The 25,220-nt window shown below is 73.4% G+C and carries 25 protein-coding genes; 10 read left to right on the top strand and 15 right to left on the bottom strand.

Translation table 11 applies throughout. From position 1 onward, the window contains the following. The first annotated feature begins 3 nt into the window (after positions 1-3). Positions 4-885 carry a transketolase family protein gene (locus tag K7640_RS17930; RefSeq protein WP_222955992.1) on the top strand — a complete coding sequence of 294 codons (882 nt, stop codon included), beginning with the start codon at positions 4-6 and terminating at the stop codon, positions 883-885. A 19-nt stretch (positions 886-904) separates the two neighbouring features. Here the strand turns inward: K7640_RS17930 and K7640_RS17925 are convergent, their stop codons facing one another. Beyond that, on the bottom strand, positions 905-1,603 hold the full coding sequence (locus K7640_RS17925) for a glycosyltransferase family 2 protein (RefSeq protein WP_222956054.1): 699 nt from the start codon (positions 1,601-1,603) through the stop codon (positions 905-907). Between the two features lie 124 nt (positions 1,604-1,727). Here K7640_RS17925 and K7640_RS17920 point away from each other — a divergent pair, with 124 nt between their 5' ends. Then, positions 1,728-3,974 carry a hypothetical protein gene (locus tag K7640_RS17920; protein WP_222955991.1) on the top strand — a complete coding sequence of 749 codons (2,247 nt, stop codon included), beginning with the start codon at positions 1,728-1,730 and terminating at the stop codon, positions 3,972-3,974. A 171-nt stretch (positions 3,975-4,145) separates the two neighbouring features. Then, complete coding sequence (locus tag K7640_RS17915; protein ID WP_222955990.1) at positions 4,146-5,741, top strand: ricin-type beta-trefoil lectin domain protein; 1,596 nt, start codon at positions 4,146-4,148, stop codon at positions 5,739-5,741. 73 nt (positions 5,742-5,814) lie between these two features. On the opposite strand, the gene K7640_RS17910 is transcribed toward K7640_RS17915, so the two are convergent. From K7640_RS17910 to K7640_RS17885, 6 genes are all read right to left on the bottom strand, one after another. After that, entirely contained in the window at positions 5,815-6,375 is a 561-nt protein-coding gene (locus tag K7640_RS17910) for a hypothetical protein (protein WP_222955989.1), read from the bottom strand. A gap of 56 nt (positions 6,376-6,431) precedes the next feature. Further along, positions 6,432-7,916 carry a HAMP domain-containing sensor histidine kinase gene (locus K7640_RS17905; RefSeq protein WP_222955988.1) on the bottom strand — a complete coding sequence of 495 codons (1,485 nt, stop codon included), beginning with the start codon at positions 7,914-7,916 and terminating at the stop codon, positions 6,432-6,434. Then, complete coding sequence (locus tag K7640_RS17900) at positions 7,909-8,601, bottom strand: response regulator transcription factor (protein ID WP_222955987.1); 693 nt, start codon at positions 8,599-8,601, stop codon at positions 7,909-7,911. The genes K7640_RS17905 and K7640_RS17900 overlap by 8 nt, the downstream gene beginning before the upstream one ends. Positions 8,602-8,672: 71 nt before the next feature. After that, on the bottom strand, positions 8,673-9,182 hold the full coding sequence (locus K7640_RS17895) for a hypothetical protein (RefSeq protein WP_222955986.1): 510 nt from the start codon (positions 9,180-9,182) through the stop codon (positions 8,673-8,675). Positions 9,183-9,325: 143 nt separating this feature from the next. Continuing rightward, on the bottom strand, positions 9,326-10,312 hold the full coding sequence (locus K7640_RS17890) for a phosphotransferase (protein ID WP_222955985.1): 987 nt from the start codon (positions 10,310-10,312) through the stop codon (positions 9,326-9,328). A gap of 308 nt (positions 10,313-10,620) precedes the next feature. Continuing rightward, complete coding sequence (locus K7640_RS17885) at positions 10,621-11,793, bottom strand: acetyl-CoA C-acyltransferase (protein ID WP_222955984.1); 1,173 nt, start codon at positions 11,791-11,793, stop codon at positions 10,621-10,623. A 165-nt stretch (positions 11,794-11,958) separates the two neighbouring features. On the opposite strand from K7640_RS17885, the gene K7640_RS30270 reads away from it, so the two are divergent. Beyond that, positions 11,959-12,393 (top strand): PH domain-containing protein, encoded by a 435-nt coding sequence (locus tag K7640_RS30270; RefSeq protein ID WP_308042585.1) that lies wholly within the window; start codon positions 11,959-11,961, stop codon positions 12,391-12,393. Here the strand turns inward: K7640_RS30270 and K7640_RS17875 are convergent. Both K7640_RS17875 and K7640_RS17870 read right to left on the bottom strand, forming a co-directional pair. Continuing rightward, complete coding sequence (locus tag K7640_RS17875; RefSeq protein ID WP_222955982.1) at positions 12,383-13,294, bottom strand: rhomboid family intramembrane serine protease; 912 nt, start codon at positions 13,292-13,294, stop codon at positions 12,383-12,385. The two genes, K7640_RS30270 and K7640_RS17875, sit on opposite strands and share 11 nt — an antisense overlap. A gap of 103 nt (positions 13,295-13,397) precedes the next feature. Beyond that, positions 13,398-13,928 (bottom strand): peptidylprolyl isomerase, encoded by a 531-nt coding sequence (locus K7640_RS17870; RefSeq protein ID WP_222955981.1) that lies wholly within the window; start codon positions 13,926-13,928, stop codon positions 13,398-13,400. A 28-nt stretch (positions 13,929-13,956) separates the two neighbouring features. Here K7640_RS17870 and K7640_RS17865 point away from each other — a divergent pair, with 28 nt between their 5' ends. Continuing rightward, positions 13,957-14,847, top strand: coding sequence for a hypothetical protein (locus K7640_RS17865; protein WP_222955980.1), 891 nt, complete (start codon positions 13,957-13,959; stop codon positions 14,845-14,847). Between the two features lie 127 nt (positions 14,848-14,974). On the opposite strand, the gene corA is transcribed toward K7640_RS17865, so the two are convergent. From corA to K7640_RS17850, 3 genes are all read right to left on the bottom strand, one after another. Continuing rightward, complete coding sequence (gene corA / locus K7640_RS17860; protein WP_222955979.1) at positions 14,975-16,114, bottom strand: magnesium/cobalt transporter CorA; 1,140 nt, start codon at positions 16,112-16,114, stop codon at positions 14,975-14,977. A 455-nt stretch (positions 16,115-16,569) separates the two neighbouring features. Continuing rightward, a complete protein-coding gene (locus K7640_RS17855; RefSeq protein WP_222955978.1) occupies positions 16,570-17,664 on the bottom strand; it encodes a PLP-dependent aminotransferase family protein in 1,095 nt (364 codons plus the stop codon). Between the two features lie 128 nt (positions 17,665-17,792). Beyond that, positions 17,793-18,182 (bottom strand): cyclic nucleotide-binding/CBS domain-containing protein, encoded by a 390-nt coding sequence (locus K7640_RS17850; protein ID WP_222955977.1) that lies wholly within the window; start codon positions 18,180-18,182, stop codon positions 17,793-17,795. Positions 18,183-18,303: 121 nt separating this feature from the next. Here K7640_RS17850 and K7640_RS17845 point away from each other — a divergent pair, with 121 nt between their 5' ends. From K7640_RS17845 to K7640_RS17830, 4 genes are all read left to right on the top strand, one after another. Beyond that, positions 18,304-19,107, top strand: coding sequence for a hypothetical protein (locus tag K7640_RS17845; RefSeq protein ID WP_308042584.1), 804 nt, complete (start codon positions 18,304-18,306; stop codon positions 19,105-19,107). Positions 19,108-19,366: 259 nt separating this feature from the next. Further along, on the top strand, positions 19,367-20,098 hold the full coding sequence (locus K7640_RS17840; protein ID WP_222955976.1) for a sugar phosphate nucleotidyltransferase: 732 nt from the start codon (positions 19,367-19,369) through the stop codon (positions 20,096-20,098). Further along, positions 20,086-21,153: an iron-containing alcohol dehydrogenase family protein gene (locus tag K7640_RS17835; protein WP_222955975.1), complete on the top strand. Its 1,068-nt coding sequence runs from the start codon at positions 20,086-20,088 to the stop codon at positions 21,151-21,153. Before K7640_RS17840 ends, K7640_RS17835 begins: the two co-directional genes overlap by 13 nt. After that, complete coding sequence (locus tag K7640_RS17830) at positions 21,128-21,847, top strand: CDP-alcohol phosphatidyltransferase family protein (RefSeq protein ID WP_222955974.1); 720 nt, start codon at positions 21,128-21,130, stop codon at positions 21,845-21,847. The genes K7640_RS17835 and K7640_RS17830 overlap by 26 nt, the downstream gene beginning before the upstream one ends. 61 nt (positions 21,848-21,908) lie before the next feature. Here the strand turns inward: K7640_RS17830 and K7640_RS17825 are convergent, their stop codons facing one another. The 3 genes from K7640_RS17825 to K7640_RS17815 form a co-directional block, all read right to left on the bottom strand. Further along, positions 21,909-22,301, bottom strand: a complete 393-nt coding sequence (locus K7640_RS17825) for a type II toxin-antitoxin system VapC family toxin (protein WP_222955973.1) — start codon at positions 22,299-22,301, stop codon at positions 21,909-21,911. After that, on the bottom strand, positions 22,298-22,582 hold the full coding sequence (locus K7640_RS17820; protein ID WP_308042583.1) for a type II toxin-antitoxin system Phd/YefM family antitoxin: 285 nt from the start codon (positions 22,580-22,582) through the stop codon (positions 22,298-22,300). The genes K7640_RS17825 and K7640_RS17820 overlap by 4 nt, the downstream gene beginning before the upstream one ends. Before the next feature lie 388 nt (positions 22,583-22,970). Continuing rightward, positions 22,971-24,260, bottom strand: a complete 1,290-nt coding sequence (locus tag K7640_RS17815; RefSeq protein ID WP_222955972.1) for a glycosyltransferase family 4 protein — start codon at positions 24,258-24,260, stop codon at positions 22,971-22,973. Positions 24,261-24,284: 24 nt separating this feature from the next. Here K7640_RS17815 and K7640_RS17810 point away from each other — a divergent pair, with 24 nt between their 5' ends. After that, the gene (locus tag K7640_RS17810) at positions 24,285-25,145 is read left to right on the top strand and encodes an Fpg/Nei family DNA glycosylase (RefSeq protein ID WP_222955971.1); all 861 of its coding nucleotides are present in this window, start codon (positions 24,285-24,287) and stop codon (positions 25,143-25,145) included. Positions 25,146-25,220: the final 75 nt, after the last annotated feature.

The raw sequence follows: 25,220 nt of genomic DNA, 5'->3' as shown, positions 1-25,220 counted from the left end.
GCGATGCGGACGACGTTCGTGGACACCACCGCCGCCCTGCTGGACGACGACCCGCGTACCGCGCTGGTGCTGGCGGACATCTCGGCCAGCGCGTTCGCCCCGGCCGCCCGGCGGCACCCGGACCGGGTGCTCAACGTCGGCATCCGGGAACAGTTGATGATCGGGGTGGCCGGCGGGCTGGCGCTGACCGGGCTGCGCCCGATCGTGCACTCGTACGCCACCTTCCTGGTGGACCGGGCGTACGAGCAGATCAAGCTCGACCTCGGCCACCAGGGCGTCGGCGCGGTGCTGGTCAGCATCGGCGGGTCGTACGACGGCTCCCGGGAGGGACGGACCCACATGTCCCCGGGCGACGTGGCGCTCTTCGACTCGCTCGGCGAGGGTTGGCGGGTGCACGCGCCGGGCCACCCCGACGAGGTGCCGCCGTTGCTGCGCGCCGCGGCCCGCGACGACGACCGGGTCTACCTGCGGCTCACCGAGCGGCGCAACGGCGCCGGCTACCCGGACGCCGACCGGCTGCGGGTGCTGCGCCGGGGCGGCGAGCAGGCGCCCCTGGTGGTGGCGGTCGGCCCGACGCTGGACGCGACACTGGCGGCGACGCGGGGGCGGGACGTGACGGTGGCGTACACCCACACACCACGGCCGTTCGACACGGCCGGGCTGCGGGCGCTGGCCGGGACGGAGGTGGTGCTCGTCGAGCCGTACCTGGCGGGCACGTCGGCGGCGGTCATCGGCCGCGCGCTGGCCGACCGGCCGCACCGGCTGCTGGCCCTCGGCGTGGGCGACACCGAGCTGCGCCGCTACGGCGACCCGGAAGACCACGAACGCTGGCACGGGCTGGACGCCGCCGGGCTGCGCCGCTCGCTCGACGCCTTCCTGGCCTGACGGGGCGGCCCGCCGCCGGTCAGCGCGCGGTGGGACGGCGGCGGGCCCGCTCCCGGCCGAGGATCCAGAGCGCCTCGACGCCGTCCTTCCAGGTGATCTTCTTGCCCTCCTCGCGGCCCCGGGCGCGGTAGCTGATCGGCACCTCGTACGGGCGGATCCGCTGGCGGAGCAGCTTGCCGGTCACCTCGGCCTCCATGCCGAAGCCCTTCGAGCGGATGTTCAGCGAGCGGTACAGCTCGACCGGCATCAGCTTGAAGCAGGTCTCCAGGTCACCGATGTAGGAGTTGAAGAGCACGTTGGCGGCCATCGTGACGCCCTTGTTGCCCATCACGTACCAGAAGCTGTAGGCGCTGTGGCTGCCGAAGGTCCGATTGCCGTATACCACCGTGGCGTGGCCGTCGAGGACCGGGGCGAGCAGCCGCGGGATGTCCTGCGGGTCGTACTCCAGGTCGGCGTCGAGGATGACCATGTACTCACCCTCGGCGGAGTCCACCGCGGTCTTGATCGCCGCACCCTTGCCCGCGTTGCGCTGGTGGGTGATCACCCGCAACCGGGTGTCGTCGACCCGGCCGAGGATCTCACCGGTGCCGTCCCGGCTTCCGTCGTCGACCACGACCAGCTCGATCTCGCACGGGTAGTCCACCGCGAGGGCCTGCTTGAGGGCATCCGCGATGCGTTCTTCCTCGTTGTAGACCGGCATGAGGATCGAGAGCTTCACGGGGATCTCCACGGTGGCGATGGGAAGTCGGGCCTAGCGTAGCCTGGCACGCCGTCTGGATGCCGTCAGCACCGCCGCTGCCGGGGCCGCCGGGTCCACAGGTGAATGCTGTTTACTTTCGCCCATGTCGTGGGCTGGATCACTGCTCGTCGTCCTGCCGGTACTGGCGCTCTGCGCCCTCACGGCGGCGCTGCGCCCGCACGGCACGGACACCGTGGCCCCGCTACGGCTGGCCGCGCTGCGCGCGGCGCTGGTGGTCGCCACGTTCGCCGTACTCGTGGTGGAGCTGCTCGGCGCGGCGCGCGCGCTCACCCGGCCGGCGTTCGCGGCGGCGTGGCTGCTCTTCCTCGGCGCGGCGGTGGCCCTGGCGTGGTGGCGCCGGGCCGGCCGGGGCGCCGCCCGACTGGCCCGCGAGCGGGCCGCGGCGGTCCGGGACTTCCGGCGTACGGGGGGCCGGGCCGAACGGCTGCTGGCCGGCGCGGTGCTGGCGGTGGTCCTGGTCGAGCTGGTCGTGGCGCTGCTCGCCGCACCGAACAACTTCGACTCGCAGACCTACCACCTGCCCAAGGTGGAGCACTGGGTGGCCCAGCGGAGCTTGGAATTCTGGCCGACCGCGATCCACCGGCAGGTGACCATCCCGCCGGGCGCGGAGTACCTGCTGCTGCACCTGCGCCTGCTCACCGGCGGGGACGGGCTGCACAACCTGGTGCAGTGGGCTGCGGCGCTCGGCTGCCTGCTGGCGGTCACCCGGGTCACCGCCCAGCTCGGCGGCGGCCGGCGGGCCCAGTTGCTCACCGCGTTCGTGCTGGCCACCACCCCGATGGTGGTGCTCCAGGCGACCAGCACCCAGACCGACCTGGTGGTCGCGGCCTGGGCGGCCGGCGCGGCGACCCTCGCCCTCGACGGGCTGCGCCGGCGGGCCGGCCTCGGCTCGCTGCTGGCCCTCGGCGCCGCCACCGGCCTGACCGCGCTGACCAAGACCAGCGGGCTGATCGCGGTCGGCCCGCTGCTGCTGCTCTGGGGGGTCGCCCAACTGCGACTGGCCCGCCGCGCCGCCCCACCCGGGCCGCCGGTCCGGACGGTGCCCCGCCAGCGCCGGGCACCGCGATCGGAGGCGCGCGCCCTGGCGCCGGCCGGCGCGGCGGAGGCGGTGGCTTCGGCGGTCCCGGTGGGCGGGCTGGACCCGGCAGTCCCGGCCGGCGCGGTGGGGCCGGCGGACGCGGTCGGCCCGGCAGGCGCCGGACGCGGCGGTGCGGCGGGAGACGGCGGCCGGTGGGGTCGGGGTGGCCGGTTCCGTGCCGGTCCGGTGGTGGCCACTCTGGGCGGCTCCCTGCTGGTCATGCTGGTCGCCGCCGTCGTGGTCGGACCGTTCCTGGCCCGGGAGACGGCCGAGTTCGGCCATCCGCTCGGGCCGCCGCGGCTGCGCGACTCGATCCCGATGGAACGCCACGATCCGGCGGCCGTCCTGGTCAACCTGGCCCGGATCGGGCACACCGCCCTGGACACGCCGCTCTTCCCGCTGAGCCGGGCGGGCGCGACGGTGATCGCCGACGGCGCCCGGGCGGTCGGGGTGGACCCGCAGGACCGGGCGATCACCTTCGGCAACGAGCGGTTCCCCGTGCCGGCCTGGTATCCGGACGAGGACCGGGCGGCCTTCCCGGTGGCCGGTTCGCTGGCCCTGCTCGGGGCCGTACTGGCGCTGGCCCGGCCGCGCCGGATCAGCCCGGAGCGGGCCGGCGCGCTGCGCGCGTACGCGGTGGTGGTGGTGACCGTCGTGCTGCTACACGCCAGCATGATCAAGTGGCAGACCTGGGGGAACCGGCTGCTGCTCTACGCCCTGGTGGTGGCCGTACCGCTGGCCGGGCTCTGGCTGGACGCGCTGTTCCAACGCCGGGCGGCGGCGGGCCGGCGGTCGGTGGCGGCCGGGGTGGCGGTGGCCGTGCTGGCCGGCTCCGCGCTGGCCGGGGCGCTGACCCTGGCGTACGGCTATCCACGCCGGCTGCTGGGGGCGGAGTCGCTGCTGACCTCGTCGGACTGGGAGACCCGGTTCGTGCGGCGGCCGCAGTGGGCGGCCGACTTCCGCTGGGCGGCGGCCGGCGTACGGGACAGCGGCGCCCGCCGGATCGGCCTGTCCCAGCAGTACGACAACTGGGAGTACCCCTGGTGGTTGCTGCTGCGCGACGCCGACGGGCGGCCACCGGAGCTGGTGGCGTTGCAGTCGGTGCTGCCGGACCGGCCGCCCGCCGATCCGTCCTCGGTGGACGCGATCGTCTGCTCCGGCAGCCGGCCCGAGTGCGCGAAGGTCGTCCCGGCGGGCTGGTCGCTGCGGTGGCGCGGCTACACGGGTTACGCCCTGCCGCCCGGCCGTTAGGCGGGGCCCCTTCCAATCGCCTAGCGATTGGAAGGGGCCCCGCCTAACACCCTGGGCGACTTTCCGCATCCCATCAGAAGGTTCCTGAGAGGTATTCACATACCTCGACATCGGCGTTACCGTCTGGTAACTCGATCGACGTCCCGCGATCGAGGCGAAAGGAGTGCGTCGATGTCTGGTACCCCTGCCAGGCGCGAACGGGTGACCCGCCGGGCCCTCGCCCTCGGGTTCGCCACCGCTCTCGTCCTGCAGCTGATCGCCGGTCCCGCCACCTCCGCCACCGCAGCCGACCGGCCCCCCGTCCAACCGCTCTCCGCCAGCCTGGAGGCCGTCCGCGCCGCGGAGGCCACCGCCCTCTACGGCTCACCCGACATCCGCCCGATCGAGCAGCGCCGCAGCTCGATCCTCACGATGGGCGACAGCGAGATCTCCGGGGAAGGGGTCGGCAACTACGTCCCCGGCACCCACCAGCCCGGCAACTGGTGCGACCGCTCGTACGACCAGGCGGTCTTCCGCACCGGCATCCCGGCGGACACCAGGTACAACCTGGCCTGCTCCGGCGCCACCCCGTGGAACCTGATCGCGGGCGGTCCCACCCAGCACAACGAACTCAACCAGGGCGGCCAACTGGCGATCAAGGCCCGGAACACGCACGTCAAGCTGATCTGGGTGGTGGTCGGCGCGAACGGCGACGGCACCATCCAGTTCGGCCCGGTCGCCACCGACTGCGCGGTCCGTCGGGTGTTCTTCCAGGGGGCCTGCTGGCCGACGTACACCGACCAGTGGACCATCCGCACCGACGGCAGCCGGCAGGCGGTCGAGCAGGCGCTCAACTCGATCCGGCAGACGATGACCGGCGCCGGGTACCTGCGCTCCGACTACGAGCTGGTGCTGATGTCGTACCCCAGCCCGGGCAGCCCGGACGTGGAGGACAACCCGAACTTCCCCGGCTGGTACTCCGGCGGCTGCCTGCTCTACCTGGCCGACGCCGCGTTCGCCCGGAACAAGGCGGTGCCGCTGTTCGAGTCGGCGCTGCGGGCCGCCGCCACCAACACCGGCACCCGTTACCTGGACGCCAGCCGGCTCTTCCACGGCCACGAGGTGTGCACCGACAACACGTCGGTGCGCGGTCTGTTCATCGAGGTCGGGATCTGGGACGAGAACGCCGCCCGGCAGTCGTTCCACCCCAACTACCGGGGCCACGGCATGTTCGCCCAGTGCATCACCCAGTTCTGGACCGCCGGCCTCGACCGGGCGACCTGCGTCGACCCGGCCAGCACCGGCAATGGCGTGCTCTACCCGGGCCTGCTGGAGTTCAAGCAGTTGCGCAACGCCGCCACCGGCACCTGCGTGGACGGCAAGGGGTACGACTCGCGCAACGGCACCGTGCAGCAGTCGTACACCTGTCACGGCGGGCGTAACCAGGGCTTCTGGTACGACCCGAACCGCCAGTCGCTGCACTCCGAGCTCTCCCACGACCGCTGCCTGGACGTGGCGGGCGGCTCGTTGACCGCCAACACGGCGGTGAACATCTACGACTGCCACGGCGGCGCCAACCAGAAGTTCGTCTTCGCCGGCAACCAGCTCAAGCCGGCCGGCGCGACGAACCTCTGTGTGGCCTTCGACAACCCGTTGCTGGGCACGCCGCGACTGCGGCTGGCGACCTGCTCCACCAGCACCCGGCAGCAGTGGTCGTTCCAGTCCCGGTCGTACGCCAACCCGGTCGGTTACGGCCGGGACGACTTCATCGGCTCCCGCGTCTACTGACGTTGTCGCGTCAACTGGGTTGTTAAGAAGGGGCCCCTCCTCTACCGAATGCGTTAAGAAGGGGCCCCTCCTTTCACTTCACCAGGATGAGCCGGGCGACGGAGCGGTCGCCGTCCTTCGCGCCGGCGATGCCCACCGTCGTACCCGCCTTGACGTCGCTCGCCCGCACCGTGGCCCGCCGCTCGACCACCCGCAGCTTCTCGCCGAAGGCCCAGGTCAGGGTGAAGCCGTCGGTCGACTTCACGGTCATCGAGTCGCCGTCGATCGCGGTGACCTCACCACGCTGCACCACGACGGTCTTCGTACCGCCGTCCTTCGTGCGCACCACGGCCTCGCCGTGCAGCGTGCCGCGCCGCAACAGCACCCGGGCCCGGTGCCGGTTGCGCCACTCCTCGGCCCGCTCGCCGCGCCTGGTCTTCGGCTCGGCCGCGCCGGACGGGTCGGCCGACGGCGCCGGGCCGGCCTCCAGGTCTGCCGGGTCGAAGCCCATCGCGGCGAGCGCCTGCCCCTCCGCGCCCATCGCCGCGGCCACCTCGACCCCGTTGTCCCGCGCGGTGTCCTGGGCCGGGGCGCAGCCCGCGACGCCCAGCGCGACCGCCGCGACCAGCGCCACCCCGAATCCGTACCGTGCCATGACTCTCCCTCTCGTCGGTGGTGCGTCCAGCGTCGCGCCCCCGCGTCGGCCGCGGGTCAGGCCGGTGTTCGGGTCAGGTAAGGACTTCCGGGCAGCCGGACGGTGAACGCCGCCCCGCCCTCGACCGCGTGCCCGGCGGCGATGTCCCCACCGAGCCGGCGGACCAGGCCCGCCGCGAGGGCCAGGCCCAGCCCGCTGCCCACCTTGCGCACCCCGCGGTACCGCTGGTGCAACGCCCCCCGCTCGAAGGCCACCGCCAGGTCGTCGTCGCTGAGGCCGGGCCCGCCGTCGCGGACCTCGACGATGCCGCCGGCGGCCGGGTCCGCCGCGACCGGCCGGACCGCCAGCACCACCGGCGCCCCCGGGGGTACGACCCGCAGCGCGTTCTCCAGCAGCCCGTCCACCACCTGCCGGATCCGCCCCGGATCGGTGTACGCGGGCACGGGCGCCACCGGCACCTCCACCCGGAACGGCACCCCGACCGCCGCGCACCGGTCGGACCAGGTGCGTTCCGCGTCGGCGGCCAGCCGGGCCAGGTCCACCGGGCCGGGTTCGAGCGGAAAGTCCGCCGCCTCCAGCCGGGCCAGCGCCAGCAGGTCGCTGACCAGGCGGTCCAGGTGCCGCGCCTCGGCCAGCACGGTCCGCCCGGTCTCCGGTACGGCCTCGGCGTCGAGCACCCCGTCGGCCAGCGCCTCGGCGTAGCCGCGGATCGCGGTGAGCGGGGTGCGCAACTCGTGCGAGACGGAGAGCAGGAACTCCCGCTGCCGTCCCTCGCTGGTGGCCAGCGCGGCGGCCAGCCCGTTCAGCGCGTACGCCAGGTCGGCCACCTCGTCGGGCGGCTCGACCGGCAGCCGGACCGTACGGTCCCCGGCGCGCAGCCGGGCCGCGGCGGTGGCGGCGTGCCGGATCGGCCGGGCCAGCCGGCGGGCCAGCAGCAGCCCGGCGACCACCCCGGCGGCCAGCCCGGCGAGCAGCGGCAGCCAGAGGCCGCGCAGCACCTGCCGCCACGGCCCGCCCTGGGTGACCCGGGTCAGCACCACCCCGTCGCCGCCGGGCAACGCCCGCCCCTCGACCAGGGCGCGCTCCCCGGCCACCAGCCGGCGACCGGAGACGTTCCCGCCGGCGGCCACCCGGCTGACCACCTGCCGGGGCAGGCCGGGCCGGTCGGGCTGGCCGTCCCGGATGACGTACACGTCGATCTCCTGCTGGCGGAGCTGGCGGATCAACCGCTCCCCGGCGTTGTCCCGCTGCCGGGCCGTGCGCACCCGGAGCACGTCGGCGGCGAGCCGGGCCTGCGCGGCCAGCGCCGCCTGGTCCCGCCGCTCCGCGCCGCGCACCGCCAGCGGCACCGCCACCAGCGCGGTGACCAGCACCGACACCAGCGCCACCGCGCAGGTGACCAGCACCGCGCGGGCGGTGAGGGTGCCGGGGAACCGCCGGCGCGCCGGCGTCGGCGCCGGTGGCCCGCCGAGCAACGGCAGGACGACGGTCGGCTGGTGCGCTCCCGTCGACGCCGTACGGGGCGGTGAGGGCTCAGGCATCGGCGGCGTACCCGACACCTCGGTGGGTGCGGATCACGCTCGCCGCGCCGAGCTTGGCCCGGACCTGGGCGACGTGCACGTCTACGGTCCGGGTGCCGCCGTGCGCCGCGTACCCCCAGACGCCGGCCAGCAACTCCTCCCGGGTGAAGACCCGGCCGGGACGGGCCATCAGGTGCGCGAGCAGGTCGAACTCCGTCGAGGTGAGCTGCACCGGCGCGCCGGCCGCGGTGACCGTGCGGCGGGCCGGGTCCAGGGTGACCGGCCCGACCACCCGGGGCTGTTCCGCGCCGGCCGGTGGGCCGGCCGCGCGCCGCAGCACCGCCCGGACCCGGGCGACCAGCTCGCGTGGGCTGAACGGCTTGGTCACGTAGTCGTCCGCGCCCAGTTCCAGCCCGACGATCCGGTCGACCTCGTCGTCGCGGGCGGTGAGGAAGATGACCGGCGTCCAGTCGCCGGCCGCCCGGAGCCGCCGGCAGATCTCGGTGCCGGCCAGGCCGGGCAGGGCGATGTCGAGGACGCAGGCCACCGGCCGCAGCCGGCGGGCGGCGGCCAGCCCGGCCGCGCCCTCCCGCTCCAGGTGTACGCCGAAGCCGTCCCGGCTCAGATAGAGCCGGACCAGGTCGGCGATGGCCGGCTCGTCCTCGACCACGAGGACGAGACCGCGCTGCGGTGCGTCGACGGTCACTGCCCCATGATGCGGGACGGGCGGCCGGCGTCGATGTCAGGTGCGTGTTCGGATCAGGTAAGGAGCCGGGCTCAGCCCACGGTGGCGGCGCGCAGGCCGGTGGGTCGGGCGGTGGTGGCCTCGCCGATGGTGGCGACGATCCGCTCGCGGGGGCTGCGCAGCCGGGTCCGGAAGGCATGGTGGAGCAGCTCGTCGAGCTGCCACACCTGCTTCGGGTTGGCGGTGCGGATGAGGAACCGCTCGCGGACGCCGTCGATCGCGGTGGCGGCCAGTTCGACGGCGTGCAGGCGCGGGTCGGGGCTCCAGGTGACGTTGCTCAGCTCGCGCAGCTCGGTGTTGAGGTGCAGCTGGAGCCGGTGCAGCAGCCGGGTCTGCCGGGTGACCACCAGCCGTCGGTGGGTCAGCAGGAGCAGATAGTCGGCGCTGACCGGGTGCTCCGGCCGGCTGCACCGGGTGACCAGCACCGGCGCGTCACCGGAGCCCACGCAGCGGCGGAAGATCGGCATGTGCCGGGTGACGGTCTGGGCCGCCAGGCCGGTCTCGGCGGCGGCGGGCAGGAACGTTCGGGAGAACACGTCCATGACCTGCCCAACGACCGGTGACCTGGGGTGACATGGGTCACGCCGACGTTTTTGGAAGTTCCACCCCGCCGATCGCACCGCTTGTCCGCTGGAAAGGAGGGGCCCCTTATTAACAGACGTCTGTTAATAAGGGGCCCCTCCTTTCAGTTGAACAGCTCTTCGAGCCAGCCGGGGACCGCGGCGGCGTACTCCGACCGCGCCGGGTCGGGGGTGCGCAGGGCGGACCGCCAGGACAGCGCCCGGCTCACCTTGGCGGTCGTGATCGCCAGGTCGGCCGCCTCGCGCAGGGTCACCCGGTCGTACCGGTCGGTCCAGCCCTCCAGGTACGCGTCGCGCAGCCGCACCAGTGCCGGATCGCCGGCCGGCAGCTCGAAGGCGTACGCCACCGAGCGCAACGTCACCAGCAGGGTGCCGAAGGGATGGGCGACCGACGCGTCACCCCAGTCGAAGAAGCGGTAGCCGCCGCCCGTGGCGAAGACGTTGCCGTCGTGCAGGTCGTCGTGCTGGATGGTGGCCGGTACGCCGATCTCGGCGAGCCGCCGGCACCGCTCGTCGAACTCCGGCCGGTAGCCGCGCAGCCGCTCGTGCAGCTCGCCGCTCATCCCGCCCTCCGCGCCGAGCAGCAGATCGTCCTCGGCGGCCAGCAACTCCCCGAACCCCTCGCTCAACCGGGCCGGGCGCCGGTCCGGCACCCCCAGCTCCAGCAGCGCGTCGACGTGCGAGGCCGTCGCCCGCTGGACGCCCCCGTACGTGGGCAGCACCCGCTCCCAGTGGGTCAGATCCCGCTCGCCGGCCAGCACGTCGCGCAGGCTGGGGCCACCGTCGGGGAGCAGCGACCAGCCACGGTCGGCGTCCACCGCTAGCGGGTGCAGCACCGCGTCGGGGGTGAGCCGGGCGAGCGCGGCCAGCAGGCCGGCCTCGTACCGGGTGCCCGGATTGTTGGCCTTGAACCAGACCGGGCCGGCGTCGGTGGGCACCCGCCAGACCAGCGACCAGGGGCGGACCCGCGGCTCGACCGGGCCGGTGACCCGGCGCCCGGTCCGGCCGAGCACCTCGGCCACCCAGGCCAGCGCGGTGTCCCGCCAGTCCTCGGTGGACCATTCGGGGGCGGAGCTGAGTGAGGTCGTCACGCTGCGCAGGCTAGGGCATCGACCGCCGGACCCACCGGTCAATTACCGCCGCGCCGCCGCCACCGCGCCCGACATCACCGCCACCGGGCCACCGCACCCGGCGTCACCGCGTCACCGTCACCGCCTCCGCGCCCGGCGTCACCGCGACTCGCCGCAAACAGCGCTATCGCGACACGATGACGCCGCGTCTTGCCGCACACCGCGCCGTCCCCGACCCGCCGACACCACACACCGCGCGATCTCCGACCCGCTGAAGCCGCACCCTGCGGTGGGCCGCGCCTGCTCCGACAGGCGGCGGGCGGCGGGGATCAGAGCAGCTCGACGATGGTGGCGTTGGCCATGCCGCCGCCCTCGCACATGGTCTGCAGGCCGTAGCGGATCCCGTTGTCCCGCATGTGCTGGAGCATGGTGGTCATGATCCGGGCACCCGAGGCGCCGAGCGGGTGGCCCAGGGCGATCGCCCCGCCGCGCGGGTTCAACCGCTCCGGGTCGGCCTCCGTCTCGGCCAGCCAGGCCAGCGGCACCGGGGCGAACGCCTCGTTCACCTCGTACACACCGATCTCCTCGATGCCCAGCCCCGCGCGGCGCAGCGCCTTCGCGGTGGCCGGGATGGGCGCGGTGAGCATGGCGACCGGGTCGTCGGCGGCGACCACGGCGGTGTGCACCCGGGCCAGCGGGCGCAGGCCGTGCCGGCTGGCCCAGTCGCTGGTGGTGACCGCGAGCGCCGCGGCGCCGTCGGAGATCTGCGACGCGGAGCCGGCGGTTACCACGCCGTCGGCCCGGAACGGGGTGGCCAGCTCACCGAGCTTGACCAGCGAGGTCTCCCGCCGGATGCCCTCGTCGGCGGCGAACTTGCCGCCGTCGGCCAGCGCCACCGGCGCCAGCTCGGGGTCGAAGGCACCCGCGTCCTGCGCGGCGGCGGCCTTCTCGTGGCTGGCCAGGGCGAACTCGTCGAGCTGGGTACGGGAGAAGCGCCAGCGCTGGGCGATCAGCTCGGCGCCGACGCCCTGGTTGAACGGCAGCGGGCTGTCCGCGGCGACACCTTCCACGCCCCGGTAGCGGTCCAGGATGGCGTCGCTGAACGGCATGCCGCCGGCCACGCTGGAGCCCATCGGCACCCGGGTCATCGACTCGACACCACCGGCCACCACCAGGTCGGCCTGGCCGGACAGCACGGTGGCGGCGGCGAAGTGCAGCGCCTGCTGGCTGGAGCCGCACTGCCGGTCCAGGGTCGTGCCGGGGACCGACTCGGGCCAGCCGGCGGCCAGCACGGCGTTGCGGGCGACGTTCCACGACTGCTCGCCGACCTGCGACACGCAGCCCCACACCACGTCGTCAACCTGGCCCGGGTCGACCCCGGTCCGCTCGGCGAGCGCGCGCAGCACGTGCGCCGACAGGTCGACCGGATGCACGCCGGCCAGGCTGCCCTTGCGCCGCCCGACCGGGGTACGCACCGCTCCGACGATGACCGCGTCACTCATCTCTACTCCCCGGTAACCTCGGCTGCCTGCGATCCTACGTCCTCCGGACGAGAAAGCGCGGGCCCCCTGTTAACGCCTGCGGTAGAGGCGGGGCCCCCTGTTAACACCCCGGGCACCCGGGAACGGCCGGCAGCGGCGGACCGGGCCGGCTGGCATGCTGGAGCGGTGACCGACCAGTCCTCCGAAGTACGGCAGTGGCGGGTGCCGGCCGTCCTGCCCGTGGCCAAGCTCGCCGGCGCGGTCCTCGTCATCGGGCTCGGGCTGCTCTTCGCTGGCGGCGACCGGGTCCAGCTGGTGCTCGCGGTGACCGCCGGCGTGGTGCTGGCCGGCTGGGGCGTACGCGACCTGGTGGCACCGGTGCGGGTGGCGGTCGATCCGGAGGGGATCACGCTGATCCGTGGCTTCGCCGGCCGGCAGCGGCTGCCCTGGACGGCGGTCGAGGCGATCACCGTGGACCGGCGCAGCCGGGCCGGGCTGGCCACCGAGATCCTGGAGATCGACACGGGCGAGTCGCTGCACCTCTTCGGCCGGTACGACCTGGACGCCGCGCCCACCGACGTCGCCGCGGCGCTACGCGCCGCCCGGCGACTCAGCCGGTGAGCATCGGGGTACGGACCAGCACCGCCCCCAGCAGCGCGACCAGCAGGATCGCCCCGCCGGCCGCCTGGAACAGGGTGCGCCGGCCGCGCGGCGCGTAGGCCAGCACCAGGGCCATCAACCCGCCGACCACCAGCCCACCGAGGTGACCGGCGACGGAGATGTTCGGCACGGTGAACGTGAAGATCAGGTTGATCACCAGGATCGGGATGATCGCCGAGGTGTCCCGGCCCAGTCGGCGCATGATCACGAAGATCGCCGCGAACAGGCCGAAGATGGCGGTCGAGGCGCCCGCCGACGGCACGTTGGGCGGGCTGAACAGATAGACCGCCACGTTGCCGCCCAGCCCGGCGATCAGATAGAGCGCCAGGAAGCGCAGCGGGCCGAGCGCCGCCTCCAGGGTGCGGCCGAGCACCCACAGCCCCCACATGTTGAGCAGCAGGTGCGGCACGCCGTAGTGCAGGAACATCGCGGTGACCACGCGGTACCACTCGCCGGCGGCCACCCCGCCGACGGTCCCGTCGGGGAACACCGCGAGCCCCAGCACCGCCCCCCAGTTGGTGAGCGGCGTGCTGCCGCCGAGCAGGCCACCGAAGCCGGACCCGCCGATCGCCGCGTCGCCGCCCCGGTCGGAGGCGATGGAGAGCAGCATCACCGCCACGTTCAGGGCGATCAGCACCTTGGTGACGTAGCCGTGCCGGCCCGTCTCGCCGCCGCCGAAGGCGGTGCGCGCCGGACGTACGCTCCGCCGGCCCTCGGCCACGCAGTCCGGGCACTGGTGGCCGACCGCCGCCTCCCGCATGCAGTCGGGGCAGATCGGCCGGTCGCACCGGCTGCACCGCAGGTACGTCTCCCGGTCGGGATGCCGGTAGCAGACCGGGGTGGTGGGTGGCGACTCGCTCACCGCGGGCACCGCCCGTCGGTCGGACGCGTACCCACCACCCGGCTGCTGCCGGTCACCCGGCCGGGGCGCTCGTTCATGCGAGCAAAGGTACCTCGCCGAGCGCTCAGGCCGGCTGCCGCTCGATCTCGACCCGCTCGATCACGACGTCCTGCAGCGGTCGGTCGCTCGGGCCGGTCGGGGTGTTGGCGATCGAGTCGACCACCTTCGCGGACTGCTCGTCGGCCACCTGGCCGAAGATGGTGTGCCGGTTGTTCAGGTGCGGCGTCGGGCCCACCGTGATGAAGAACTGCGAGCCGTTGGTGCCCGGCCCGGCGTTCGCCATCGCCAGCAGGTACGGCCGGTCGAAGCGCAGCTCCGGGTGGAACTCGTCACCGAACTTGTAGCCCGGGCCACCCCGGCCGGTGCCGGTCGGGTCGCCCATCTGGACCATGAAACCGCTGATCACGCGGTGCGAGATGGTGCCGTCGTAGTAGGGGCCACTGCCCGGCTGACCCGTACGCGGGTCGGTGTATTCGCGGGTGCCCTCGGCGAGCTCCACGAAGTTGCGGACGGTCTTCGGAGCGTGGTTGGGGAAGAGCTCCAGCCGGATCGGGCCAGCGTTGGTGTGCAAGGTGGCGTAGACAGCCTCGGCCACGGGTACTCCTCAGTCGTTGGTCAGTTCCATGCGGATCCTCCCATGTGCCCGATCTGGCATCGCGGAGGCATCCGAAGGTGGAGGATGCAAGCAACAACTCCCAGGAGGTGGGACCGTGTTTCGAATCGGGCGGCGAAAGACCCAGGCGCAGCTGGCGAGAGCCGAGCTGAACCAGGGCATCGGTCACCTGAGGCAGGCCGCGACGTACGCGACGAAGGGTGCCGGCGCCACGGTGGGCCCGCGGGTCCAGGCAGCCCGGGTCGCCGTCGCACCCACCGCGGTCATGGTGCGCGATCGGGCGTCGAGCGGTTTCGCGTCGACGGCCGCCGCACTCGCGCCGCTGGCCCTGGCCCTGCGTAGCGCGCAGGCCGAGGCCGCGGGCAAGGCCGTGGCCGGGCGCAAGGCCGCCGCTGCGAAGCAGGCCGCCGTGAGCAAGAAGGTCAAGGCGAAGAACATGAAGGCCGCGAAGAAGAAGCAGAAGAAGTCGCGGGGCGGGCTGATGACCGGCCTGCTGGCCGCCGGCACCGTCGCCGGCCTGGCCGGCGCGATGGCCATGCGCCGCCGCCGCGAGCAGCAGGAGTGGGCCGAGTACGACCCGGCCGGCAAGCTGGAGCCGATGCGGGAGGACGTGGACACCATCGTGGTGGAGACGCCGGACCCGAACGCCAAGGTCACCGACGCGTCCACCATGTCCAGCCGCTCCGGGGTGGCCGGCGGCCCGACCGGCGCCGGCAGTTCGACGGTGGCGGGTGGCGACAGCGCCTCCACCACCACGCCGGGCAAGCAGCCGGTGGTGCACGCCAACGACAAGGTCCCCTCGGTCGCCGAGGGCGCCCGGGACACCTCCGGCCGCCCGGCCGACGACATCAGCAAGGCGGTCAGCGCCGGAAAGAACGGCGCCAAGGCCAGCGGTCGCTGACGCAGCGGCTCTTCGGTAGCGCCGGCCGCGCGGAGACTGCATCTCCGCGCGGCCGGCGCTTGCCTGCCTGCCGAGGTGTTTGTAGGGGGCCCTTCCTATACCTGAGGCGTTAACAGGGGGCCCTTCCTTACAGCCAGCCGTTGCGGCGGAACCAGCGGTACAGGACGAAGGACAGGCCCAGGTTGACGGCCCAGATGCCCGGATAGCCGTACGTCCATTTCAACTCGGGCATGTTCTCGAAGTTCATGCCGTAGATGCCGGCGACCGCGGTCCACACCGCGCCGATGGCCGCCCAGGCGGCGATCTTGCGCATGTCGTTGTTCTGGTCGACAGTGACCTGGGCCAGCCGGGCCTGGAGGATCGAGTTGAGCAGGTCGTCGTACGAGTTGACCTGCTCGACGGTGCGGCTGAGGTGGTCCTGCACGTCCCGGAAGTAGCGCCGGATCTCCTGCGGCACCTCCCGGTTGACCTGGGCGGTGAGGGTGAGCAGCGGTCGTTGCAGCGGCGCCACCGCCCGCTTGAACTCGACCAGCTCCCGCTTCATCTGATAGATCCGCTGGATCCGCCCGCTGCCCGCGCGGTCGAAGACGTCGGCCTCCAGCACGTCGAGGTCGTCCTCGATCTGGTCGGCGACCTCCAGGTAGAGGTCGACCACCCGGTCGGTGACCGCGTACGCGACGGCCCACGGCCCGTGCTCCAGCAGATCGCGCTTGGCCTCCAGGTCGGCGCGCACCGGGGCGAGCCGGCAGGCGTCCCCGTGCCGGACGCTGATCAGGAAGTTCGGGCCGATGAAGAGCATCACCTGCCCGGTCTCCACCACCTCGGAGTTCTCGGTCAGCTCGGTGTGCTCGCAGTACCGGGCGGTACGCAGCACCAGGAAGCTCACCTCGCCGAACCGCTCCAGCTTGGGCCGCTGCTGCGCCTTGACGGCGTCCTCGACGGCCAGCTCGTGCAGCCCGTACGTCTCGGCGATGGCGGTCATCTCGGCCAGGTCCGGCTCGTGCAGCCCGAGCCAGACGAAGCCGTGCGGCTCCTGGCGGGCGGCGGCCAGCGCCTCGGGGTAGGTCCAGTGGCCCGGCCGGCGCTCGCCGTCGACGTAGAGCGCGCAGTCCACCACCGAGGTGCGTTCCGGGCCGCGCGGCTCGGGGGCGCGCTGGGTGCCGTCGGCGTTGAGCCGGCGGGTCATCGCCCGGACCGGAGACGCCCAGGACCGCATTCGCCGGCCGTCCGGCGCCGCGGGTTGTCCCCGCCCCACCCGATCGGTCATCACACCCCTCCCCTCGCCGTTGCGGCTTGCAGGTTACGCCGCCGGCCGGCCACCGGCCCCTACGCCGCCCGGATGCCGGGGGCCGCCTCGCGGACCAGCCGATCGGGCGGGCAGGCCGCACCGCGGACCAGCCGGTCGGCCGGGTGGGCCACATCGCTGACCAGCGGGTCGGGCGGGGGGAGGCCGCATCGCGGACAAACCGGCCGGGTTGGGAGGCCGTGCCGGGCAGGACAGCGCCGGGCGGGCCGGGCCGCGTCAGGGGGGTGAGGGGCGACACGGCCCACCCGGCGCCGTGGGGGCGGGGGTTGATGCTGCGCGCGTCGAACGGTCGGCGGGTGCCGAAGGCACCGGGCACGAACGTGAGCGACGCTCGCAGCATTGTGCGGCCGGGGACCGCCCCGAGGAAGACCCCGGAGCGATCCAGCTCACCCTACTGTCGGGAATCCGACAGAAAATCAGCCCCGGACGGCTTCCATCGCCGCCGCGAGGCGCTGCACACCCTCGTCGATCCGGTCGGCGGTCACCGCGGAGAAGGCCAGCCGCAGCGCGTGCCGGCCGCCGTCGACCATGAAGTCGCTGCCCTTGACCACGGCCACCCCGCGCTCGGCGGCGGCCGGGGCGAGCCGGTCGACGTCGACGTCCCCGGGCAGCTCCACCCAGAGGAAGTAGCCGCCGTCCGGCTCGACGAAGCTGGCCTCCGGGATGTGCCGACGCAGGGACTCGGCCAGCACCCGGGCCCGCTCGCCCAGCGCCCGGCTGACCGTGGCGATCGAGCGGTCGATGTCGCCCGAGACGCAGAACTGGTGCACGATCGCCTCGGAGACCATGCCGGGCGAGATGTAGAGGTTCGTCGCCCGCTTGGCGATGTCGGCGATCAGGCCGGCCGGGCCGACCAGGTAGCCGACCCGGACGCCCGGGCAGACCGTCTTGGTGAAGCTGGAGGCGTGCACCACCACGTCGCGGGTGTCCAGGGAGAGCATCGACGGCAGCGGCTCGCCGCGGAACCGGATGTCCGCGTACGGGTCGTCCTCGAAGATCGTGAACTCGTACTCGGCGGCGAGGTCGAGCAGCTCGCGGCGCTTCTCCAGGGACAGGGTGACGCCGGCCGGGTTCTGGTAGTTCGGGATGACGTGCGCCAGCCGGGGCCGCACCCCGGACTCCAGCAGCTTGCGCAGCTCGGCGGTGTCCAGGCCGTCCGGCTGGATCGTCACGCCGTGGATCTCGCCGCCCATCTTCTGCAGGTTGAGCAGCGTCCGGTCGTACGTCGGGCGCTCCACCACCACGGCGTCACCGCGCCGGACCAGGTGGTCGAAGAGGAACGCGTCGGCCTGCAACGAGCCGTTCGTGACCAGCACCTGGTCCGCCTCGACGCCGTGCTTCGCCGCGATCCACTTCCGCAGGGGCGGGTAGCCGACCGAGGTGCCGTACGCCGTCACCCCGGCGGGGTCGGCGTCGAAGGCACGGACGGCGGCGGCCTTGAGCCCCTCGACATCCACGATGTCCAGGGACGGAGCTCCACGGGCGAACGAGATCAGCTGCTCGGCGGTCATGCGCACGAGCCTAGGGCCTGCCCCCGGCGGTCCGAGCCGCATACACGCCAAGTTCAACATGCGGGCGGCGGTCCGGGGGCGGACCCGAACGGAACGTGGATGTTCCCTGGCCGAACGGCCGATGGGCGTCAGCCGACCGCGAGCCGCTGCTGCGCCCAGACCCGCATCAGGTCGCGGACCGAGATCACCCCGGCCACCTCGCGGCCGTCCAGCACCACCAGGTGCCGGAAGCCGCCCCGGGCCATCGCGCCGGCCGCCTCCTCCACCGTCCAGTCCGGACCGGCGTAGACGACCTCCCAGCTCACGTGCGCCCGGGTGCGCTCGACGTCGCAGTCCAGGCCGGCGCCGATGGCGTTCAAAACGTCACGTTCGGTCATGATCCCGACGCCCTCGGAGTCGGGATCGACCACCACCGCCGACCCGACACCGCGGGCCGACATCATCCGGGCCGCCTGGCGGAGCGTGTGCTCCGGGCCGACCATCAGAACCTCGCTGGACATGGCTTCGCGAACCTGCATCACACATCACCCCTGTGGGACGGCGGCACCGGTACGGACATGGTGGGCCCTCGATGCGTACCGGGACAAGGCCGGAGGCCGGACGGCGGCGAAAGCCGTCCGGCCTGGTTACTGTTCATCCGTGCCCACCGAGCCCCTCCTCGATCGGTTCGTGACCCAGGACGTCGGGCTCCCGCCGCACCGGTTCGCCGGGCTGGTCGCGCCGGCGATCGACCGGGTCGTCGTGGCCGGCATGCTCGCCGGCCGGGAGGGGGGTGGCGCGGAGCTGAGCCAGCGGTACGGCGGTCCGGCCGCCACCGGCTTCCTGGTCGAGTTCCGCACCCGGCTGGCCGCGCCGGGCGGCGTGGTCGACGGGCCCGGCCTCGTCGCGGTCACCCGCTACCGCGACCCGGCGGTGACCCGGCGAAACCTGGACAAACACGTGGCGCACGGCACGGTGGTGCGCCGGCCCGACGGCGGCTTCACCGCCACCGACCGGGGCGCCGACTTCCTGACCGAGCTCTACCAGGTGCACGCCGAGGTCACCGAGGAGCTGTGGGCCGGGCACGACGACCGGGTCGGGCGGCTGGTCGAGGCCGCCGGCCGGCTGCTGGCGTACGCGCTGCTGCTGGCCGACGAGCCGGACGCCGACCCGGCACCGGCCTTCGCCGCGCTGGCCCCGCCGCACGAACCGGAGGGGCTGGCCCCCGGGGTGCTGCTGCTCAACCGCCTCGGTGCGCTGCGCTACCACCGGGCCGACGCGCACGCCGCCGCGTGGACCGCCGCCGGGCACACCGCGACCAGCGTGGCGGCGCTGCCGCCCGGGCTGCCCGAGCGGCGGGCGATCGAGCTGGAGACCGACCGCCGGGCCGCCGGCCCGTACGCCGCGCTGACCGCCCAAGAACGGCTCGAAGTCCTCGCCGACCTCGCCGCGCTGCCCGGCTGAGACCGGCCCGCGAACGGCTCGAAGTCCTAGCCGACCTCGCCGCACTGCCCGGCTGAGACCGGCCCGCGAACGGCTCGAAGTCCTAGCCGACCTCGCCGCACTGCCCGGCTGAGACCGGCCCGCGAACGGCTCGAAGTCCTAGCCGACCTCGCCGCGCTGCCCGGCTGAGACCGGCCCGCGGGCCGGTTGCGGTCGGGGCGACCGGGGCCCGGGGCTATCCTCCAGCGGTGACCCGGACCCTCAGGAACAGGAGTTCCGCATGATCGGGATGGTGCTGGCGGCCGGCGCGGGACGCCGACTGCGGCCGTACACCGACACCCTGCCCAAGGCCCTGGTGCCGGTGGACGGCGAGATCACCATCCTGGACATCGCGCTGCGCAACCTGGCCGAGGTCGGGCTGACCGACGTGGTGATCGTCGTCGGGTACGCGGCCGACGCCGTCCGCGAACGGCAGGCCGACCTGGAGAAGCGGTACGGCGTGACGATCACGCTGGTGCACAACGACAAGGCCGAGGAGTGGAACAACGCGTACTCGCTCTGGCTGGCCCGCGAGCACTTCGCCGAGGGCGTGCTGCTGGTCAACGGGGACACCGTGCACCCGGTGAGCGTGGAGAAGACCCTGCTGGCCGAGCGCGGCCCCGGCGTCCTGCTGGCGGTCGACACGATCAAGCCGCTGGCCGAGGAGGAGATGAAGACCACCTTCGACGCGGCCGGCCAGCTGACCCGGATCACCAAGCTGATGGACCCGGGCGAGGCGTACGGCGAGTACATCGGCGCCACGCTGATCGAGCCGGCGGTGGCCGACGCGCTCGCCGACGCGCTGGAGGCCACCTGGCGGCGTGACCCGAACCTCTACTACGAGGACGGCTACCAGGAGTTCGCCGACCGGGGCGGGGAGGTCCGGGCCGCCCCGATCGGGGACGTGTCCTGGGTGGAGGTCGACAACCACGCCGACCTGGCCCGGGCTCGGGAGATCGCGTGCCGCTACTAGCCCGTACGGTGCTCACCCCGCTGCACATCGACGTGCGGCGGGGGGCGGTGGCCGACCTGGGCGCGATCCTCGCCGACGGCCGGATCTCCGCCGGCGGCGACGTGGCGGTGGTGGTCGGACCCGGCCAGGGCGAGCAGATCGCCGAGCTGGTCCGCCCGTCGCTGCGCTCCGCGGACGTCTTCACCGTCGCCGGCGGCACCCTGGACGCCGCCGACGACCTGGGTGCCAAGCTGCGCGCCCGCTCGTACGACGCGGTGGTCGGCATCGGCGGCGGCCGGACCATCGACGTGGCCAAGTACGCGGCCACCCGGCGCGGGCTGCCGATGGTCTCGGTGGCGACCAGCCTGGCCAACGACGGCATCGCCTCCCCGGTGGCCAGCCTGGTCAACGAGGGGCACAAGGGCTCCTACGGGGTGCACATCCCGATCGCGGTGATCGTCGACCTCGACTTCGTGGAGGCCGGGCCGGAGCGGCGCAACCGGGCCGGCATCGGCGACGTGATCAGCAACATCAGCGCCCTGGCGGACTGGGAGCTCGCCCGGCAGGTCCGCGGCGAGCCGGTCGACGGGCTGGCCGCGTCGCTGGCCCGGGCGGGCGCGGAGGCGGTGCTCCACCACCCGGGCGACATGGGTGACGACGCGTTCGTCACGGTGCTGGCCGAGGCGCTGATCTCCAGCGGCCTGGCGATGGCGGTCTGCGGCACCAGCCGGCCGGCCAGCGGCGGCTGCCACGAGATCATGCACGCCGTCGACGCGCTCTATCCGGGCACCGCCTCGCACGGTGAGCTGGCCGGGCTGGGCGCGCTCTTCTGCACCTTCCTGCGCGGCGACCACCGCCGCCTGGCCGAGATGTCCGCCTGCCTCCAGCGGCACCGGTTGCCCCGGCTTCCCGCCGACGTGGGCCTCGACGACGACCAGTTCGTCGCGGCGGTGCAGTACGCGCCGAACACCCGCCCCGATCGCTACACGATCCTCGAACACCTGGCCCTGTCGCCTACCGAGACGCGGGAGCGGCTGGCAGACTACGCCGGTGCAATCCGCGACCACCGTGGCTGAGGCCCGGCCCACCGTCGCCGACTTCTACCGGGTGAACCGGGGCGGCGGCCTGTTCAGCGAGTCGGTCAGCCAGTGGCTGGGCGCGGTCTTCGCGCTTGTCGCCCAGCGCCTCGGGCTGCGGCCGACCGCGCTGACCATCGCCAACCTGCTGCTCGGCCTGGCCACCTCGGTGACCGTGGTGGCGCTCGCCGGCCGGGTGGCCGCGGGCGACGTACCGGCCTGGGTGGTGGGGCTGCTCGCGCTGGTCGGCTGGCAGGTCGCGTACGCGCTGGACTGCGCCGACGGGCAGCTCGCCCGGGTCACCGGCACGGGCAGCGCGGCCGGCGCCCGGGTCGACGTGCTCTGCGACGTGGCCGCCCAGATCGCCCTGGTGGCGGCCCTGTCGGCGACCGCCGTGGCGCAGCACCCCGACACGCCGAGCTGGCTGGTGGCCACCTTCGCCGGCACCTGGATGGTCAACCTGGTGACCTCGGTGATGCAGGCCGGCCCGAACGCGGCCAGCATGGTCACCTCGACCAGCCTGCCGGTCCGGCTGGTCAAGCTGGTCCGCGACTACGGCGCGGTGATCTTCGTGGCCGCCCTGGTGCTGCTGTTCGCCCCCGCGCTCACCCTCTGGGTGCTGGTCGCGTTCACCATCGTCAACGGCGGCTTCCTGCTCGCCAGCATCGCCTTCTCCGCCCGCGCCTCCCTGTAAGGAGGGGCCCCCGGTTAACGCCTCGTGTCTAGGAAGGGCCCCGCATTAACGCGACTGGCGCTCAGTCGGTGCCGGGAGCCGCGACCGGCAAGCCCACCGAGGCTGCGATGTCAAACATCCGCTTGTCATACGTGACCAGCACGTCCAGCGCATCACCGAGAGCCTGGGCACTCGCCACGTGCAGCGCGTCCAACGTCCGGATCCCGCTGGGGAGGGCTGCCGCGGAATCCCGGACCTCCTCGGTCAAGAGGATCTCGGTGAAGTTTCGCGTCAACATCTGCATGGCGTCCGGATAGTCGCCGATCCGGTCGAGGGTGCGTACCGTCTCGACGAAGCCAACAGAACTGGTCGCCATCGGCATGCCTGCCCGGCTTGCCAGGAATTCCTGCAACTCTGTGGCGTAGGTGCGGCCGGCGAGCAGCGTGATCAACGCGGATGAGTCGAGGTAGATCACCGCTCATCGTCCTCGCGGTCGGCCAGCAACAGGTCGAGGGGCGACACATCCGAGGGCACGTCGTAACGGGGGAGCCGGTCGATGTCGCTCGTGGTGGTCGACTTGAGGCGGATCACCCCTTTGGCCACCAGGGACGCGTATCTGCCGAGCGTCCCCGAGCCTGGCAGCAGCACGGCGATCACGCTGCCGTGCCGCGTCACCTCGATCGTCTCGCCCTGCTCCACCCGCGCGAACATGGCGCTGGGGTTGTAGGAGAACTCGCGCACGGAAACGGTGCTCACACCACGCCCCCTTGTGCCAACAACGCCATCATTGTACCCACAACGAGACTTCGCGGGCAGGCACCGCTGGAAGGCGGGTCGCACCTCGCCCTCCCCGGCCACCCACTGCAGTCGCGCTTCTCCGCAGACCGACCCTCCCCACTCGCCTTTGCTCTGCTTGAGCGGGCGCAACAACAACGCCCAGTAAGTGTTGCGTGGACTTAAGCAGAGCAAAGGCAACAGCAGCGGTCTGGCCGAGGCGTCACGGCGGTCCGCGACGCCCCCGATCAAGAGGGCTGACCTCCGGGCCGGCTCGGCACCAACCGAGCCCGCCTACTCGCTCCCCGTGAGAGACGCTGGACCAGTCACGAGCCCCATTACCCGGAGTGAGGGAATTCCACCGGGCTACTCAGCGGTCGAGTGCCGGCCGGGTGCGCGCCACGTCGGCGTAGATGTCGATGAGGCGCTTGGTCAGCACGTCGGGGTGGAAGCTGCTCTCGTAGCGGGTGCGGGCCGAGCCGGCCAGTGCGGACGCGCCGGTCCGGGCGGCGGGCAGCGCGGCGGCCAGCGCCGCCGGATCGGGCGGGACCACCCAGCCGGCCGCACCGGTGACCAGACCGGCCGGCACCGCCGACCGACCGGCTGGCGGCGGGACCTGGCCGGCGACGGCCGAGGCGGCGACGGCCGGACCGGTGCCGGCGGGCTCGTGCGGGGCGTCCGCGCCGACCAGGTACGGGATGCCGCCCAGCGCCGTCCCGAGCACCGGCCGGCCGCTGGCCAGTGCCTCCAGGATCACCGTCGGCAGCACGTCGTGCCAGGTGGAGGTGGCCAGCACCACCGCACTCGCCTCGATCGCGGCGCGTACCCCGGCCCGGTCCAGCTGACCCAGATAGATCACGTCGGGCCGCTCGGCGGCGGCCGCCTCGACCAGCGGGCGCAGCTCGCCGTCACCGGCCACCCGCAGCGGACCGAGCGCACCCACCGGATGCCGCCGCCACGCCTCCAACAGCAGGTCGAGGCCCTTCTCCGGGGTCAGCCGGGCCATGTAGAGGAACCCGTCGCCGAGCGGCGTCGGGGTCCCCGGGTCGGGGATGCCGTTGGGCTTGACCACGATCCGCTCGTCCGGAATGCCGTAGTCGCGCAGGTGATCGGCGACGGCGCTGGTCAGCGCGATGAACCGGTCGACCGACTTCCAGGTGGGCCGGTGCACGGCCAGGGTGGTCGCCATCAGCGCGCTCTGCGCCCGCGACCCCCGGTAACAGCGGTGCACGATCGCCGGCACACCGAGCGCCCGGCCCCGGCAGTCCTGGCAGATCACCCCGTCCCGGAAGTACAGCCCCGAGGAGCAGACCTGCCGGTAGTTGTGCACGGTCTGCACCACCGGCACGCCGTGCCGGTGCGCGGTCCGCACCACCCAGGGCGAGAGCAGCGGGTACGGGTTGTGCAGGTGCAGCACGTCCGGCTTGTGCTCGGCCAGCAGCCGGCCCAGGTCCTGCTGCGCCTTCGGCGCCCAGATCGGCGAGATCGGCAGCAGCGCCTTCGCCGGCTTCGACATCGACGGGATCTCGTCGGAGCTGCGCAGGAACGGCAGCACCTCGACCCCGGCCGCGGTGAGCTGGGCGATCTCCGCGTCGACGATCGTGTTCTCGCCGGACGGCTGAGCCTCGCGGTACCGGTTGTGCGCCACCACCACTCTCACGGGAAAGAAGGCTACCGTTGAACCGTGCCTGAGCTACCGGAGGTGGAAGCGCTGGCGGGTTACCTGCGCCAGCGCGCCGTGGGGCGGCGGGTCGACCGGATGGAGATCGCCACGATCAGCGCCCTGAAGACGTACGACCCGGCGCCGACCGCCGTGTCGGGCCGGGCCGTGGTGGGCGCCGGCCGGCACGGCAAGTTCCTCGACGTGATCTTCGACGGCGGGCTGCACCTGGTGGTGCACCTGGCCCGGGCGGGCTGGCTGCACTACCGCGAGGCGTTCCCGTCCACCGCGCCGCTGCGCCCCGGCAAGGGCCCGGTCGCCCTGCGGGTACGCCTCGACGACGGTTCCGGGTTCGACCTCACCGAGGCCGGCACCCAGAAGAAGCTGGCCGCCTACCTGGTGACCGACCCGGCGCTGGTGCCCGGCGTGGCGAAGCTGGGCCCGGACGCGCTCGCCGCCGACCTGGCAACCTTCTCCGACCGGATCCGTGGCCGGCGGGGCCAGGTGAAGGGGGTGCTGACCGACCAGACGGTGCTGTCCGGGGTGGGCAACGCATACTCCGACGAGATCCTGCACGCGGCGAAGCTGTCCCCGTTCGCGATCACCGACCGGCTCTCCGACGACCAGCTCGCCGCCCTGCACGCGGCGACCCGGCAGGTGCTCGGCGACGCGGTCGCCCGCTCGGCCGGCCAACGGGCGGCGGAGCTGAAGGCCGAGAAGCGGTCCGGCCTGAAGGTGCACGCCCGGAAGGGCCTGCCCTGTCCGGTCTGTGGCGACACGGTGCGGGAGGTGTCGTTCGCCGATTCCAGCCTCCAGTACTGCCCCACCTGCCAGACCGGCGGCAAGCCGCTCGCTGACCGTCGGTTGTCCCGCCTCGTACGGTGAGTAACACCACCCGCCGATTACGGAGCGAAATCGGCCCGGCCGCGTCGAAGCTCCCACTCGCACCTCTACCCGGTA

It is taken from the genome of Micromonospora sp. PLK6-60 (assembly GCF_019890675.1).
Classification (GTDB): domain Bacteria; phylum Actinomycetota; class Actinomycetes; order Mycobacteriales; family Micromonosporaceae; genus Micromonospora.
The sequence above is the reverse complement of the archived record's forward strand: the minus strand, read 5'-3'. Positions and strand labels throughout refer to the sequence as shown.

Bases quoted from the DNA above. Each gene is read 5' to 3' on its own strand.
- K7640_RS17855 (WP_222955978.1), bottom strand. From the start codon at position 17,664: ATGACCGCCGAGCAGCTGATCTCGTTCGCCCGTGGAGCTCCGTCCCTG.
- K7640_RS17840 (WP_222955976.1), top strand. From the start codon at position 19,367: ATGATCGGGATGGTGCTGGCGGCCGGCGCGGGACGCCGACTGCGGCCG.
- K7640_RS17895 (WP_222955986.1), bottom strand. From the start codon at position 9,182: ATGGACGTGTTCTCCCGAACGTTCCTGCCCGCCGCCGCCGAGACCGGC.
- K7640_RS17910 (WP_222955989.1), bottom strand. From the start codon at position 6,375: ATGGCACGGTACGGATTCGGGGTGGCGCTGGTCGCGGCGGTCGCGCTG.
- K7640_RS17915 (WP_222955990.1), top strand. From the start codon at position 4,146: ATGTCTGGTACCCCTGCCAGGCGCGAACGGGTGACCCGCCGGGCCCTC.
- K7640_RS17885 (WP_222955984.1), bottom strand. From the start codon at position 11,793: ATGAGTGACGCGGTCATCGTCGGAGCGGTGCGTACCCCGGTCGGGCGG.
- K7640_RS17865 (WP_222955980.1), top strand. From the start codon at position 13,957: ATGCGGATCCTCCCATGTGCCCGATCTGGCATCGCGGAGGCATCCGAA.
- K7640_RS17905 (WP_222955988.1), bottom strand. From the start codon at position 7,916: ATGCCTGAGCCCTCACCGCCCCGTACGGCGTCGACGGGAGCGCACCAG.
- K7640_RS17920 (WP_222955991.1), top strand. From the start codon at position 1,728: ATGTCGTGGGCTGGATCACTGCTCGTCGTCCTGCCGGTACTGGCGCTC.
- K7640_RS17850 (WP_222955977.1), bottom strand. From the start codon at position 18,182: ATGCAGGTTCGCGAAGCCATGTCCAGCGAGGTTCTGATGGTCGGCCCG.
- K7640_RS17930 (WP_222955992.1), top strand. From the start codon at position 4: ATGCGGACGACGTTCGTGGACACCACCGCCGCCCTGCTGGACGACGAC.
- corA (WP_222955979.1), bottom strand. From the start codon at position 16,114: ATGACCGATCGGGTGGGGCGGGGACAACCCGCGGCGCCGGACGGCCGG.